The sequence below is a fragment of the Echinicola sp. 20G genome (assembly GCF_015533855.1).
Lineage (GTDB): Bacteria > Bacteroidota > Bacteroidia > Cytophagales > Cyclobacteriaceae > Echinicola.
Genome location: NZ_AP024154.1, coordinates 4,565,880 through 4,582,165 on the forward strand (window position 1 = coordinate 4,565,880; position 16,286 = coordinate 4,582,165).

At 39.7% G+C, this 16,286-nt stretch carries 8 protein-coding genes; all 8 read right to left on the bottom strand.

The window, feature by feature from the left end:
- Nucleotides 1-209: 209 nt before the first annotated feature.
- The 8 genes from JL001_RS18515 to JL001_RS18550 all read right to left on the bottom strand — a co-directional run bounded on the left by JL001_RS18515 (nt 210) and on the right by JL001_RS18550 (nt 16,270).
- Nucleotides 210-1,772: a RagB/SusD family nutrient uptake outer membrane protein gene (locus JL001_RS18515; protein ID WP_200978887.1), complete on the bottom strand. Its 1,563-nt coding sequence runs from the start codon at nt 1,770-1,772 to the stop codon at nt 210-212.
- Nucleotides 1,773-1,802: 30 nt separating this feature from the next.
- A complete protein-coding gene (locus JL001_RS18520; RefSeq protein ID WP_236252888.1) occupies nt 1,803-5,258 on the bottom strand; it encodes a TonB-dependent receptor in 3,456 nt (1,151 codons plus the stop codon).
- A 163-nt stretch (nt 5,259-5,421) separates the two neighbouring features.
- Nucleotides 5,422-6,459 (bottom strand): FecR family protein, encoded by a 1,038-nt coding sequence (locus tag JL001_RS18525; protein WP_200978889.1) that lies wholly within the window; start codon nt 6,457-6,459, stop codon nt 5,422-5,424.
- A gap of 129 nt (nt 6,460-6,588) precedes the next feature.
- The gene (locus JL001_RS18530) at nt 6,589-7,236 is read right to left on the bottom strand and encodes an RNA polymerase sigma factor (protein ID WP_200978891.1); all 648 of its coding nucleotides are present in this window, start codon (nt 7,234-7,236) and stop codon (nt 6,589-6,591) included.
- 456 nt (nt 7,237-7,692) lie between these two features.
- Nucleotides 7,693-10,137, bottom strand: coding sequence for a glycoside hydrolase N-terminal domain-containing protein (locus JL001_RS18535; RefSeq protein WP_236252889.1), 2,445 nt, complete (start codon nt 10,135-10,137; stop codon nt 7,693-7,695).
- A 90-nt stretch (nt 10,138-10,227) separates the two neighbouring features.
- Nucleotides 10,228-11,745, bottom strand: a complete 1,518-nt coding sequence (locus JL001_RS18540; RefSeq protein ID WP_200978893.1) for a RagB/SusD family nutrient uptake outer membrane protein — start codon at nt 11,743-11,745, stop codon at nt 10,228-10,230.
- Between the two features lie 23 nt (nt 11,746-11,768).
- Nucleotides 11,769-15,155, bottom strand: a complete 3,387-nt coding sequence (locus tag JL001_RS18545; RefSeq protein WP_200978896.1) for a TonB-dependent receptor — start codon at nt 15,153-15,155, stop codon at nt 11,769-11,771.
- Between the two features lie 68 nt (nt 15,156-15,223).
- Nucleotides 15,224-16,270 carry a FecR family protein gene (locus tag JL001_RS18550; RefSeq protein ID WP_200978898.1) on the bottom strand — a complete coding sequence of 349 codons (1,047 nt, stop codon included), beginning with the start codon at nt 16,268-16,270 and terminating at the stop codon, nt 15,224-15,226.
- Nucleotides 16,271-16,286: the final 16 nt, after the last annotated feature.

Below are 16,286 nucleotides of genomic sequence, written 5' to 3' on the forward strand. Positions count from 1 at the left end.
CAATATTTGCTCTTTTTATGAACTTTCTAAAATACCATTTTAAATCTACACCAAGCTACCTTACCAATTATTTTATAATGGAAGTAAATCTTTAAACTGAACCTTTCAATAATAAACTTGAAAAACATAATCCCTCAGAAAAGGCCATTTGACTCTTCTGAGGGATTATAGATATTGAATACAATTCAAACTCTTTTTCTATTCTCTAATTAACTACCTGCTGGGCCGGGATATCCTGGGTTCTGAGGAGTAAGATTCGGATTGTTCTGCATTTCTGGTATTGGAAGAGGAAACAAGTAATGCTTCTCCTGCAAGGTCTGGTCTGAACTTAAATTGGTATGTCCTACAAAGTCATCAAACCCTTTAGTGGTTTCGTTGAATACTTTGCGGAGACGTACCATATCAAACCAAGTGATCCCTTCATAACAGAACTCATACCATCTTTCTCTCCACACAGCTTCGCGGAAACTATTCTGGTCAAAAGTTCCCATAGCAGCAGTTGTCAATTCCGCCCTATCCCTAATGGATTTCAAGGCATTATAAGCATCAACGTTTGGCCCATTTCCTATTTCATTTTGAGCCTCAGCATAAATTAGCAAAACTTCGGCATAACGTAACATCGGCACATTAAGGTTGTCCTTGGCTGTTCCAGCCACTCCCGGACTGCCATTGGCGGTAATGTTGAAGTGTTTGAAAATATAAGGTGCACCTAAATCAAAGGGTTCTCCATTGCCATTGGTATAATAGGTAGTATAGAAATAGCCTTCTTGATCGGTTGTCCTTTTGTCACCTGCTTCGTACGATTCGAAGAACGAACGAGTAGGCACGGTACTTCCTGTGCCAGATGGACCACGATAAGAAACTGGCTTAAAGTTAGGGAACATATTGCCCATTGGGTTACCTGCCACTAGGTCGTTATATTGAATGCTGAACAGATGCTCTTTGGTGTTCCCAAGGCTTTCATCATGAACTTCGTAATAAGTATCAAAAAGCCCTATTTCACTCGGATTATCAATGATCTCCTTTGCTTTGCTAGCAGCCAACTGATAATATTCGCTACCCTTATTCAGTGGGTAACCAGCCATGGTTAGGTAAACCTTGGCAAGCAAACCTTTAGCTGCTGCAGTAGAGATCCTTCCACTGGAATTCATCCAACCCAAACCAGCACTTTCTGCTATTTTCAAATCTTCAATAATTTGAGCATAGACATTTTCCTGTGTTTCACGAATAGGGAAAAAGTCCTCTGAAGTGGCAGTTTGTGGAGTAAGCACCAATGGGACATCTCCCCAAAGTCTAACGGCATAGAAATAAGCCCAAGCCCTGAAGAACCTTGCCTCACCTAGGATTTTTGTCTTCTGTGCTTCATCCATTGGAGTAATTCCCGGAACCTTGTCCAAAACCAAGTTTGCCTGTGCAATCAATCGATATATGCCTCTCCACCAGTTTTTGACATGACCAGTATTTCCATCCCAAGTAAGGGAATAGAGATTGTTCAAATCAGAGTTTTGGGCGGTTTCTGTAGTAGAAGTCCCTGTAGGTGCTTCCAATAATTGCCAGTTGGAAGAGAAGATACCAGCTCCATCTCCGTAAAACCTTGAGTTATCATACACGGAGGCTATCGCTGCTTCAGCATGGTCAGGAATGGTGTAAAAACTCTCAGGTGTCAAGTTGGATGGATCCTCTTCATCCAAAAATCCTGAACAGCCAGTCCCCATCACAAACATACTGCTAAGAAGACCTGTATATATATATTTTTTCATGGTAAGTTTCATGGTGATCTTTTTTTATTATGGTTAATAAAATTAAAGTCCGATTTGCAGTCCCAATAGGAATACGGTAGGCTTTGGATATTCATGCCACTTCATTCCTTGAGAGAAAACGTTATTGCTATCATTTCCCCTAATTGGCGTAATCTCTGGGTCACCTATCACTTCATCATTGACTATCAAAAAGAAATTTTGGGTTGAAGCATAAAGTCTTAGGTTACTCAAACGCAATCGGTTGATCAATTCTTTTTGGAAGTTATATCCCACTACCAGGTTTCTACCACGGATAAAAGAACCATCCTGAACCCAGTGTGAATCCACATTGGTCACATAACCTGCACGGGTATCTCTCACTTGGGCAATCATGGTATTCTGATTTTCTGGAGTCCAAGCATTCAAGACAGTAGTATAACTATTTGCCAAAGACTGACGGTCTTCACTAGAGTGAAGGTTCATGTCCATAATGTCATTACCATAGGTAAACTGTAGGTCAAGTGTCAGGTCAAAATTCCGGAATCTTACATTGTTTATAAAAGAACCCCAACCGTCAGGACTACCATTTCCGATGATCATACGGTCAGCATCTGTGATCGCTTTATCACCATTCACATCTTCGTATTTAATATCACCAGGAAGAATGGTCAAGCCATTTCGATAACTGGTATATTCAGCAGCTTCAGCCGCTTCGTCAATTCCCCAAACTCCTAATCGGTTTAAGCCCCAGAAGGCTCCTGCAGGTTCTCCTACCCTAATGATACTTGTTTCATTGGTAATTCCTGGGCCACCCACTCCAAAAATATCAGCGGGAGTTGCTAAAGAAAGCACCTTGTTTCTGTTGAAGGAAATATTGAAAGCAGTACTCCAGGTAAAATTAGGTCTGTCTATGTTGATGGTATTGAGTGACAGTTCCAGCCCTTTGTTTTCCATGGAACCTACGTTTCTCCTAATGGTAGCATAACCGCTCGTTTGCGGAACAGGAGCATCCAACAACATATCTGTGGTTTTTCTGTAGTATAAGTCCGCTTCAAATGATATTCTTCCTTTGAAAAGCTCCAACTCCAATCCAAAATCATATTGGCTTGTTTTCTCCCATTTCAAATCTGGGTTGGCCAAACGGTTGATGCCTGTTCCGCCTACTCTAGATTCATTGATAATTGCCGCATAGCCCGAGCCAAGCAGTGATAAAGAGGAATATGGAGGAATTTCGGAGTTACCGGTAAGTCCATAACTTGTTCTAAGCTTAAGGTTGGAGATGACTTTATGGTCTTTCAAGAATTCCTCATCAGACAATCTCCAAGCCAATGCTGCTGATGGGAAAAAAGCGTACTTATTGTTATCACCAAACTTCGAAGAACCATCCATCCTTCCAGTTAAAGTAAAGAGGTATTTGTTCATCAAAGTATAGTTGAATCGACCAAAATAGGAATTAAGTGCTTCTCTTCTATCATTTGATCCTACCCCCAAGTTATTACTTCCTGCGCCGATATTATTGTAAGAGAAATAATCGGTAGCATAAGTCCTGGCTTCCATATTCATATTGAATTCATTGGATTCCTGCCAAGAAATACCCAGCATCCCAGTGAAAGAATGTATTTCAGAGAAAGTCTTTTTATAGGTCAGGTAGTTTTCAAATGACCAAAAAGTTTCCCTTTCATTGGCAAGCCAAGCCCTTCCTTGTGAACCAATCTGAATGGTTCTACCCTCGTACCTGTCTGTTTCCCGGGTAATCACATTAGAGCCCAAAACAGTTCTGAACTCCAAGTCTTTTCCAAGGTTAATATTGGCAAAAACACTTCCCAAAAGCGTTTGGGTATTTAAAATAAAGGTTCTTTCCATCAAGTTATGAACCGAACTCATGGTTCCTTCTGCATAGGGATAATCCCTGTTGTCTGCATAAGTTCCATCTTCATAGTACACCGGCAAAAAAGGAAAATCTTCTACCATCCTTCTTGGCACTTGGTCATTGTAATCCACTACATTTTCTGATTGGTAGTTGTAGCTCAACGAAGTACCAACTGTCAGCCAATCTTTAACCTTGGTATCGACAGTTAACCTTCCAGAATACCGAGTAAGGAAGGAATTGATATAAAGACCTTCATCATTTCTATAACCTAGAGACAGTGAATAGGTTGTACGATCGCTTCCACCGCTGAAGTTTAGCTGATGGTTTTGGGAAAGCTTACTTTGGGTGGATTCCTTGATCCAATCCGTGTCATAATAAGGATTACCATTACTATCAAATATCCTAGGGTCTGTTCTCTTCAAAGCTGGATTTAAATAAGTCCACTTACCTGCTGCCCAACCCTCTGGATCAAATTTTTCCATGTTTTCCCAAGCTAGCTGCTCCACTTCCATATATTGTTGGGTATTTAATACCTCAGGTTTATTGGGACCATAAGTATTGGTGCTGAACTCCGCAGTGTAAGTGATTCTACCTTCACCGGATTTTCCTTTTTTCGTTGTGATCAAAATAACACCGTTAGCACCTCTTGCTCCATAGATGGCAGTTGAAGAAGCATCCTTAAGCACTTCTACAGAGATGATATCACTCGGGTTAATGTAGTCAATGGCATTACTTCGCTCAGCTTGATTGCCTACTGGCAATTGCACTCCATCGACTACAAACAGTGGGTTATTGGAAGAGTTGATGGAACTGAACCCCCTTACCCTAATGTTGGTTTTTCCGCCAGGACGACCGGAATTCACATTGACCTGAACTCCAGGAATTCTACCGGCAATGGATTGATTGATGGAAGTGGCAGGACGCTGTAGCAATTCATCGGTGGTAACCGAACCGACCGAACCGGTCAAATCTGATCTTTTCTGGGTACCGTAACCCACCACAACTACTTCATCCAAATCCGAAAGGTTTTCACTTAGAATAACCCTCAGTTGATTCTGATTTCCAACTTCTACAACCTTGTCTTCATAACCTATAAAAGAAAATACCAATACTCCTCCATCTGGAACATCGATTGAGAATTTACCGTCCACGTCTGTTACTGTTCCAACAGTGGTTCCTTGGATAACAACGGTAACACCCGGAAGCGGCTCTCCATTTTGATCCACTACAGTTCCGGTTACATCAGCTACCCTTTCTTCTTTCTTTATCAAAACAGGCGATGCACTATCATCCTCTTTGACATCAATGCTGTTGTTGACTTGTCTAAACCTTAATTTTGATTGTTTTGATACTTGAATTAAAAAACTCTCTACTGATCCTGTATTTTGAGTGAGGACCACCTTACTGTTTGTATCGATTGATTTTCTGTCATATAGAAAGTTATAGGTCGTTTGACTTTCGATGGTTTTAAAAAACTGACCCAATGAAATCGATTCCTTTTCAATTTTCACCCAGACTTTATCTATTGGTTTATATTGGCCATTGACACTTGTCGCAGAAACCAAATTGATCAACATTAGTTGGGCAACAAATACACATAAGAAGTACCTTGACAACATATATATTGTCTTTTGTAAGTTTAATTTCATATTTTTAAACGGTTTATTGAAAATTTCATTAAACTAGGTCTCAAGGGGCATCCTATTCCCCAATAGATTTAAACACCCTTCAGACCGTCAACATGTGCCAACTGACCATATTATCAGTTGGCCTTTTTTTAAGAATCATTGAAATACATCATACTTTTTTGGATTAAAATTTTAACACGACATGCTTATTGCTAAGTTGGTAGCTAAAGTTTTCAATATTGGACATGCTAATGAGTACATTTTCTAGGGTTTGGTTTTCAAACTTTCCATTGAATTCCCAATCGCTTTTAGGCGCTCCAACAACGTCGATATCCACCCCATACCATTTCTGAAGTTTTTTGGTAACTTGTCTAAATGAGGCATTATTAAAAATGAGTTTTCCAGATTTCCATCCTACTTCTGTGTCAAGATCAAAAACATTAATTTCTGCTTGGTGTTTGGCATTTTGATATGCCAGGGCGAGCCCTGGTTTTAAGAGGTATGAAATACTGTCCTTTTGATGCTGCACAGCAACTTTTCCTGAGACCAAAGCTATTTTTACTGTTTCCCGGCTGGCATGATTAATATTAAAAGATGTTCCTAAAGCAGTGGTCAACAGCCCATTTGTCAAAACCTGAAATGGTTGCCTGGTATTTTCAGATACTTCAAAAAAACCTTCTCCCTCCAATTCCACTAACCTGACAGTGGAATCAAAACTCTCTGGATACCTCAAGCTACTTCCTGAGTTTAGCCAAACTATTGTTTGATCTGGAAGTCTAAAACTTAATTTTTCACCTTTATTGATAGATTTTGTCAGCCATTTGGTTTTGTCTTGATGCTGTCCATTAGAATCCTCCCCTCTTAAGCTTAAAAAAAGAACAGCAAGTAATGCAACTACCACTAAAACGGCAGCTATCTTTCCCAAAAGTCTGTTGGCATACCAACTTTGATTATGGGAAGAAATTAACTCTTGATGCCCCCCTATTTCAGGTATATCATTTTCCTTGAGCAAATTGGTAAAAACTTCTTGTCTGAGTTCTTTTGAAGGAAGCCTGGAAGGAAATTGAAGTCCTAAAATTATTTCCCTTGCTAGCATCACATCCTTGATCCTTTCGGGATTAGCTTCCATCCAGCTCTTCCAATAATTATCCAATTCCCTATTAGGAAATTTTACCCATCGGACAAACTCTAAATCTTCTAAAAGCTCAGAAGCCTTACTCATTTTCTTGCTAAATTGTTTTACTAAGTAAAGCAAGAAAGAAGTAAAACAACGCCAAAAAAAATTACTTTTTTTATCTAATTAACATTATTAAAATATTACCGTAACATTAAATATCAGAATAAAAGCAACTTATAAGAGCCCATTCAAAGAAAAAAATACTGGAACAAAACCTGCAGAATTTCTCAGACATCTCAATGCTTTATAGACCAAATCCCTAGCTGATTTAGCGTCACAAAGTTCCATTAGTTCAGACACTTGCTGATAAGACATTCCTTCGTAAAACACATAGTAAATGGCTTCTCTTTTCCGAGGGCTGAGTTGCTGAATAGCACCATCAATCAACTTGGCCTTTTCAAGATCTATCTGCTTATTAATCAGGGTTTGCTCATGTGAAAAAGTAATGCCAAAACTATCTTGAAGGACCAATTCTTCCCTTTGGCCTTCCCAAACCTTGAACTGCTTGAATATTTTTCTTTTTAGGCATTTGAAAAGATAAAACTTGATGGAGTCAGTATTGCCTAATCCTCTACAGTTTCTTTTTAAATCTAAAAACACATCCTGAATGGCGTCTTTAACCAAGTCTTCATTATCCTTTATTCTGATTCCATAACTAAACAAACTATTAAAATACTTTTTGTAAATGTTCAAAAAAGCAGCGTTACTTCCGTCTTTAAAGGCTTGCCACAGCTCAGTATCATTTGAATACGAAATCAGAAGATTATTCCGAGAAACCTTTCTTTCCAGAATAGGAATCGGGGTTGTTAGGTGGTTTTTCATTTGGGTTTGGGTTTAATGTCATTTAAATTAAAGAATATTTCCGCTCATTTAAAACCTTATCGCTTTAAATGAATGTTACTTATAGAAAAAAACAAACTATTTGATTCTGCTAATACGATTTTCCAAGTAACCTCATTGGTTTCAAGGATTAAGTTTTATATATACAGAATAGGTGATTTTATAACACAAAAACAAGATTTTTTCCACTATCGATTATCCAAATAATACAGCTTAAAAGTCAACGCCTTTACAAAATAAAATGCTGTAAAATATAATTTTACAGCATTTTTATCCATTAATCTACAGATGATTGTTATTGCTATTAATTTTTATTTTATGTATCAGAACAATCGCCCCAAAAATTTAAATCTTCATTTCTTGAGGTAACGTTAGATGATTAAAGATTTGTCCATTTTCGGTAGACCCATTTAAAATTTGGTTTTTAGTTCATTCAATTTACTGCAGTCTATAAGTTTGGCTTGTAACTGTTTCAAAAGAAACAACTTGATCCTCACTACTGGAATTTTTTGAAATGAGCTTACCTAGCTGATCATAAACCGCCATTTGGGCAGGTAACAAAACAGATGCATTTCCTCCTTTTTGGGAGGTTATTGTTGCTGACTGTAATTGCCCTTTTTCCCATTCAAAATCTACTGAAAAGCCACCTCTTGCCTTCATTCCAGCTACTTTTCCTTTTTGCCAGCCTTCGTCACTTGGTAAAGCAGGTAAAAAGCGTATGACTTCTTCATCACCATGACTTTGGAAAATCATTTCTACTATCCCTGCTGTTCCACCAAAATTACCATCAATCTGAAATGGAGGATGGGCACAAAATAAATTAGGGTAAGTTCCACCGTTACTCATTATGATTTTCTTTCCGTCTCCACCTGCAGGTTGAAGTAACTTTTTCAACAACAGTAAAGCATGGTCTCCGTCTCCCAATCGCGCCCAAAAGTTAATCTTCCATGCCCTGCTCCAACCTGTTCCATCATCGCCTCTCTGGATTAAGGTCTCCTTTACAGCTTTAGCCAAGTCAGGAGTTCCCCAAGGCGTGATTTCATCATATGGATGAAGACCGTATAAATGCGAAACATGACGGTGATGTGGATCGGCATCTTCCCAATCATGTAGCCACTCATTCAAATCTCCTTTGGCTCCTTTTTGGTTTGGAGCTAGGCGACCTCTGACTTCTGAGAGCTGCTCTGTAAACTTCTTATCCACTCCCAAAATGTGAGCAGCCTCAATTGTATTTCCAAATACCTCTCTACAGATCTGCATATCCATAGTAGGCCCCATCACGGTATGTCCGCGATAGCCATTTGGTTTGACATAAGTGTTTTCTGGCGAGTTGGAAGGTGCGGTGACCAAATAATTATTTTCTGGCTCTTCTATCAAAATGGAGGACAAAAATTCCGAAGCTCCTTTCAGTACAGGATAATATTGCTTCAAAAAAGCGGTATCTCTAGAATAGCTAAAATGCTCCCAAATATGTTCTGTTAACCAAGCTCCTCCGCTCATCGTAGAACCCCAACTCGCTCCCTCTCCAGGAGAAGTAAAGTACCACGGATTACTTATCACATGTGCCACCCAACCTGAAGCATCGTAGTAGGACTTGGCAGACTTCTCTCCATTTTTCACCAAGTTTGCTGTAAAATGGTGCAAAGGCTCGGTAAGATCACCCAATCCAACTGGTTCTGCTGGCCAATAATTCATCTGGACATTGATATCCAAATGATAATCACCATTCCATGGTGCTTGATACTCTGTAGCCCATATTCCCTGGAGATTAGCAGGCAATTGGCCCGGCTGTGAGGAAGATATCAAAAGGTAACGGCCATAATTATAATAAAGTACAGGAAGCTGGGGATCTCTTTCTCCTTGTGCATACCGCTGGAGACGCTCTGGAGTAGATAAGTTTGTGTTATACTGCTCTGTAAGCAATTCAAAGCTATTCCTATTGTAATATTCCTGATAGGACTGAAGCTGTCTTGCTTCAATTTTTCCCAAATCAAGGGCATCTAAATGTTCCCTTACGCTTATGGTTGGGTCTTTTCCTCTTTTGGCAGGATCATCAATCAAGTAGTCCGTAGAAGTAGTCAGAATGATCATGCATTCATCAGCATCCTTCACTTTTATTTGATTATCTACCGCTTCGGTACTTCCTCCTTTATTGATTATTCTGACTTCAGAAGAAAACCTCATGCCTTCTTTTTCACCATTTGGAAGTTGTCCCTCCAATAATAGACTTTTATCACCTACACTCTTGGTGCTGGCATTTTCTTTTCGATCCAATCCAATTTTAATATTGATTGACTTGGATTGGGAAGCGCTCAGCTTGACCACGATCACATTATCAGCGATACTCGCTATTACTTCTTCTGTAAATTTTTTCCCATTTCTAGTCCAGGTAGTGCTAGCTTTTGCCTTCGACAAATCCAACACTCGGGAATAATTTTCGAAAGCCTTTAAGGTATCTGACCAAGTAATCCAGAGATCCCCAAGGGTCTGATAACTTCCATAAGCCACATTGGCTCCATTTCCATGTCCTGATCCATCTCCAGCACTTACAAAGTGTTGGGAAAGCAGTTTTTCTGCTGCTTGGTTATTTCCTTCCAGTAATAGCTGTTGTATCTGTTCCAAATACTGGTGGGCATTTTCTCGGTCCGCTTCCTGAACTCCTCCTGACCAAAGTGACTTGTCATTGATCACGACACGTTCCTTATTTGGGTTTCCAAAGACCATCCCACCAATCTGACCAGTACCGACCGGAAGAGATTCTATATAGCTATTTGCAGGTGCCTTAAACAGTAAATGCTCCGCTTGATTTTGAGCTATAGAAAGGTTGGTTTGACAAAGAATAATGGCCGTTAAAATAGCCAGTTTAATTGTTGATGTTTTCAAGGTTGATTTGATTTTTAATGAATCCAAAAATAGGAAAGCCCATGACTTATATCAAAAGGCTTTCCTAAATTAATTATCCTTTATTACAGGTCAATAATCAGGGTTTTGCTCCAATACCCCATTGCTTTTATCAACTTCAGATTGAGGTAATGGCCATTGATAAAATCGCTCCTCAAAATGGTATGGAATAACCCCATCATCAACATTGTTCAGAACTTCCTCGGCTATTTTCCAACGCTTAAGGTCATAGTATCTTAGTCCTTCAAATGCTAACTCTATCCTACGTTCATGCCGGATGCTCTCCCTCATTTCTTCTTGGGAAATTCCAGCTGGAATATTTGGCATATTAGACCTTTCACGAACTTCATTGATTGCATTATAAACATTTGTAGTGGGACCAGAGAGCTCATTTTCCAGTTCAGCATACATCAAAAGAACATCTGCATACCGTAACATTACCCAGTCCTGTTCACTTCTGGTAGAATACCCATAAGGAATTAGCTCTGGGGTCAGGAATTTCTTCACTCCAAATCCAGTTGGTCGATTATTGGAAGGCCTGTGCTCATTGCCTCCTCCCCAATCCACATAATCCACAAAGATGGTTTGAAGCAATCTTGGGTCCCTGTTTTCATAAGGATTATCAAGGTCGGTCATTGGAGACTCTCCAAAGGCCATCCCATCCTCGTATTCAAAATCATCAACCAAATTCTGCAAAGGGCTCACCACTAGCCAATCACCAAACCATTGGTCCATGGCTGTTGCATTGTCAGGAGCTAGGAATTTTACGGAGAAAATAATTTCTTCATTCCCTTCCTGTGATCCCGTTCTAAATACGCTTTCCACATCATCGACCAAACTGTACTGTCCATCCATTAAATCGGTGGCCAACAGTTTTGCCTCTTCCAAAACACTTATTACAGCTTCTCCTGAATTATCATAAGCATTGTACATCAAAGCCCTCAACAATAAGGCTTGGGCAGAAGACTTCACTGAATGGCCTCCAGAATTATAATAAGGATCATCCTGCAATTGTGAGATTGCTTCTGTAAGGTCTGATTTCACCTGTTCAAAAACCTCTTCTGAAGTGTTCTTGGCCTGGAACTGGTCTTCAAGGTTCAATGGTTGTGTCACCAAAGGAACGGAACCATAAGCCATATAAAGTTGAAAATAGAAGAAGCCCCTGATGAACTTTGCTTCTCCTTGATACTGGCTTTTGGTTGTTGCATCTATATCAGTGCCTTCATAGGTTTCCAATTTGTCCAGAAAGATATTGACCCTGGCGATTCCCTGATAGGCTGTCGAATAAATGGAAGAAATATAGCCCCCCGAAGATGGGAAGATATTTCCTTGTACTATTCCATTGCTTCCCCAATAGTTATGTTGCCCGTAGCCATTGTCTGTCAGTGCGTCCCAGTTGGGAGCACCAAAGGTATATAAATCTCCTTGCAGCGAACCATATGCAGCTGTCAGTGCATTGTCAAAGTCACTCTTTGTTTGCCAAAATACATCAGCAGAAAGTTGATCAGTTGGGTTTCTATCCAAATAGCCATCACAGCCGCTAATGCTCAATGCCCCAACCAAAGCAAGATATATTGGTAATTTTTTCATGGTTATCAAATTTGGGTTTGTAATTATAGTTGTACTTGTAATCCAAAAGAATAGATTCTATTCTGTGGATAGTTAACGAAATTACCATTACCTCCGCGCTCTGGATCAAGTCCAGGGTATTGGGTAAAGGTGGCCAAATTGTCTCCAGAAAAGTAAACTCTCAATTTATTGATATTCAACCTTTCCAAAACAGCTTCTGAAAAGCTATAGCCTAGCACAAGGTTCTTCAACCTTAAGTAAGAAGCGTCTTCCAAATAATATGAGGAAGTTCTACTGATCTTTCCAGAGTCATTCCAACCCCAGTACATCCTAGGCATGGTTGTAGATGGGTTTTCAGGTGTCCATCGATCTCTCCATTCCACAGTGGGAGGTGCTCCTTGAATAAAAGGAATCGTCCCCCAGTTATTGACATAAATGTCTCGGTCATGAACCCCTTGGAAAAAGGCAGAGAGGTCAAACCCTTTCCAAGAAGCATTGAAGTTAAATGAATATTCAAATTTTGGAAAAGGATTACCAAGTACTACCCGGTCATCATTATCAATGACTCCATCATTATTCAGGTCTTTATAGCGAATATCGCCCGGAACAGTGTTATCGTTAAACTGTTTTGGAGCATTATTAACCTCCTCTTCAGTTTGAAAGATTCCCTCCATTTCCAACATATAGAAACTTCCCCATGGTAAACCTTCCCGGTATATCTGATAGCCACTGATTTCCTCCGCTCCAAACTCCACCAACTCATTTCTAAATCGATCAATAAAGAAACCTACTTCATAATTAAGCCCCTCAAGACTGCCTCCTTTGATAAAATTCCTATAATTAAAATTAACTTCTAAACCGGTATTTTGCATCACACCGTCATTGATAGTAGGTGGTGAGAGTCCAACCACTCCTGTCAATTGGGAACTTCGCAGGATATCAGAAGTCGTTTTTCTATACCAATCCACGGTTACATTTAACCCATCAAACAACATTAAATCCATTCCTATATCCGTTATCTTGGTGGTTTCCCATTTAATGGCAGGATTGGACAGTCTCGTTTGGGCCACACCAGTAGCTAAATCACTATTGTCATATGGATAAGCACCTGTAAAAACCAGTATATCTTGGTACGGATAGATTCCTATATTTTGGTTGCCCAATTCTCCATATGAGGCTCTGATCTTCAAATCATTTAACCAGTTGACATTTCCATCTGCTATAAAAGATTCTTCAGAAACTCTCCAGCCCGCTGACACAGAAGGAAAAACACCCCATCGGTTATCTGGGTTCAAGCGGCTCGTTCCATCATATCTAAGATTGGCTTCAATCAAATATCTTTCATCAAAATTATACCCCAATCTTCCAAAGAACGATTGGATGGCCCATTCTTCACTTGATCCAAATGCATTTTGGACTGCTGGGCTTCCTGCATTCAGCTCTTGCAAAAGGTTACTTGAAAACCTTTCCCTATATCCGGTCAAGAATTCGTACTTATTGTATTCTTGACTGTAACCTGCCTGAAAGTTAAAATGATGCACATCTGCAATGGACTTTTCATAAGCCAAATAAGAAAATAGATTGGCATAGATATTTTCATTGGAATTGACGTTTAGTCCTCTTCCGCCGACATCCAAATCAGTCATAAAGTCTCCAGTAAGGTAGTTGTATAAGGGCACTTCGGGTCTCCAGTCTTTTGACTTGTTGAAATCAGCAATGATAGCTCCTTTGGTATACCATTTTAGGCCAGGGGCTAACTCAAACTCTGTCCATGCCTGAGCATTGATAGAATGATCCACCAACCTGTTCAAAACACCATTTTCGACTATTGCTACAGGGTTTTTATTGTTACTCTCAAAATCAAAAGCCTTGTAGGTATATCTACCGGATCCATCTGGTAAAACTGGTCCATAAGTAGGGGCTTGGCTCAATGTGCTCAAAAAAGTATCCACTGCTCCTTGTCTTGGATTTTCTCTCTCTCCCCTTTGTAAGGATAGGTTGGTGCCAAATCGAATCTTTTCATTTAAACCCGAACTGAGGTTAATTCTAAAGTTATAACGCTCGTAATTAAATCCTTTCATCACCCCTTCTTGGTTTACATAACCGAGAGAAACATTGTACGTCGTCAAGTTCTCTCCCCCATTAAAGGACAAATAATGATTTTGGGTAGCAGCAGGATTAAATATTATATCCAACCAGTCGGTATTAGGATATTGCTGCCTATCTGTGGCATTCCTATATAAATCAATTTGTTCTTGGGTATATAGTCCTGAACTTATTCCACTATTGGTTTTAGCTTCATTCCAAAGCTCCATGTACTCGGCTGAATTGGTAATAAATTCGGGCATTCTTGAAGGAGTGTAAATCCCAACATTTCCATGGTAGTCAATTTTCAAACCTCCTTTTGATCCTTTCTTAGTGGTTACCAATATCACTCCATTGGCAGCTCTTGATCCATAAATAGAGGCTGAAGCCGCATCTTTCAATACAGAAACATTCTCAATATCATTGGGGTTAATATCTGACAAGTTGCCCTCTACCCCATCAATAAGTACCAATGGGTTTGAGCCAGCCCCACTAAAAGTGCCTTGTCCTCTGATTTGTATACCAAGGCCTTCATCACCTGGTTGACCTGAGTTTTGTACGACCCTGACCCCCGGCATTCTCCCTTGAAGCATCGACGCAGCATTGGTCACCGGCCTTTTCGCCAGAACTTCCCCATCCACATCTGCTACAGCTCCAGTTACATTCACTTTCTTCTGTGTCCCATATCCCACTACCACTACTTCATCAAGCCCTTGCAAATCTTCCTCCAAGCTAACGGAGATTGTAGTCTGATTACCAACTACTATTTCCTGGTCTTTGTAGCCCACAAAGGAAATAACCAAGACTGCATCATTATCCGGTACATCGATGGTGAATTTCCCATCAATGTCGGTCGCTGTTCCGCGACTGGTTCCCTTGATACTAACAGTAGCTCCTGGAATTGCCTGGTTGTCGACAGCAGAAATAACTGTACCCCTGACAGTTTTGTCTACCACTATTTCTATCCTTTCACTGCTGTCCTTTTGTTTGGAAACATGGATAGTATTGTTGATACTTTTAAATTTTAACTTGGCCTTTAATGAAAGTTCCTCTAATACTGACAGCAAAGTTCCATTATTGTAGTCCAAACTCTGTGGAGTCAAATCTCCAAGTTGACTTCGCTCATATGAGAAACCGTAGCCCGTCTTTTCTTCTATCTCATCGAAGATGGTGTACACGGACTTATCCTTGACATGAATACTTAAAAAAACCTGGTCTAAGTCTTTTCGCTGCCAGTTATCGGAACGGGCTAAAGCAAATTGGAAGGAACTTCCAAGAAATGATAAAAAGAACATAAAAAGCATCAGCTTACGTCCTTCTTTTTTGATGGGTATTTTCTGTTCCATAATCTATCGGGTTAATTGAAAATTGTTTTATTACAATGTAAACCAGCTGGCCAACTGAATTTATTTCATTAAGGGAGGCTTACTACTACTTCCCTTCCTTTGATCTCAAAATGCATTTTGGTGGTATACTCCATTCCTTTGAGTACATTCTCCAATGATTGGTTCTCAAACCTACCAGTAAAGTCCCCCTTTAAAATCATTCCTTCAGGAAGAATCACTTGTACATCATACCAATAGGATAGTTCCCGGAAGACTTCGTGGTAAGTGGCACGGTTAAACTTTAGAATTTTGTCTTTCCAACCTACAAGCGTCTCATAATCGTAATGCTGTTTACTAAGGGATTTAGATGATTTATGGTAAAAGGAAGCCTCTGTTGGAGTTATATTTGTTTCAATACCATCATCTGTACGAACATTTACTTTGCCTGTCACCACCGCCACATGAAATACCTCTAGTTCATCATAGGCTTTCACATCAAAAGAAGTCCCTAAGACCTTGGTTTGTATTTCTCCACTTTTTACAATAAATGGATGAAGGGTATCTCGTTCAACGTCAAAAAAGGCTTGTCCTTTCAAGTGCACCACACGTTGATCTCCGAAAACAGCTGGATAGGTAATTTCACTACCTGAATTCAAGGTAACTCTACTGCTATCGGGAAGAATAATGCTTTTTTTCACACCCTTTGGAGCAGTTTTAACAACCATAGGAATCTCCGCCAAAACGGGATCATAAATTTCCTCATGTGACCAAACCCAAATAACCATGGCAATGCCCATCAAAACAATAGAAGCCGCTATAGATCCTCCTAGCGTCAAAAATCGATGTTGAGATTTTCTTTGCGGCTTTGACCTATCTTGATCCTTGTCATTCGAATTATTAGCTGCAATAATACGATCCAACCCCAGTTGGTATTGATCAGCAGAAAGCTGGTTTGATTCCTTTGGTTGAAGTCCTTTTGCTATTTGAATAGCTTCCAGAAATATGGCCTGTTTTTCAGAATTCTCTGTGTTCCAGTTTTCCCAATAGCGATCAGTATGTCTATTAGGATGCTTAACCCATTTGATGAAAAATGGATTTTCTAAAAAGTCTGATGTTTTGTTGGGATTGAATTCCATCTGTATCTTATTCTAC

What these genes read in the sequence shown, in the direction of transcription:
- JL001_RS18515 (WP_200978887.1), bottom strand. Translation starts at nt 1,772, where the DNA reads ATGAAACTTACCATGAAAAAATATATATATACAGGTCTTCTTAGCAGT.
- JL001_RS18520 (WP_236252888.1), bottom strand. Translation starts at nt 5,258, where the DNA reads ATGAAATTAAACTTACAAAAGACAATATATATGTTGTCAAGGTACTTC.
- JL001_RS18525 (WP_200978889.1), bottom strand. Translation starts at nt 6,459, where the DNA reads ATGAGTAAGGCTTCTGAGCTTTTAGAAGATTTAGAGTTTGTCCGATGG.
- JL001_RS18530 (WP_200978891.1), bottom strand. Translation starts at nt 7,236, where the DNA reads ATGAAAAACCACCTAACAACCCCGATTCCTATTCTGGAAAGAAAGGTT.
- JL001_RS18540 (WP_200978893.1), bottom strand. Translation starts at nt 11,745, where the DNA reads ATGAAAAAATTACCAATATATCTTGCTTTGGTTGGGGCATTGAGCATT.
- JL001_RS18545 (WP_200978896.1), bottom strand. Translation starts at nt 15,155, where the DNA reads ATGGAACAGAAAATACCCATCAAAAAAGAAGGACGTAAGCTGATGCTT.
- JL001_RS18550 (WP_200978898.1), bottom strand. Translation starts at nt 16,270, where the DNA reads ATGGAATTCAATCCCAACAAAACATCAGACTTTTTAGAAAATCCATTT.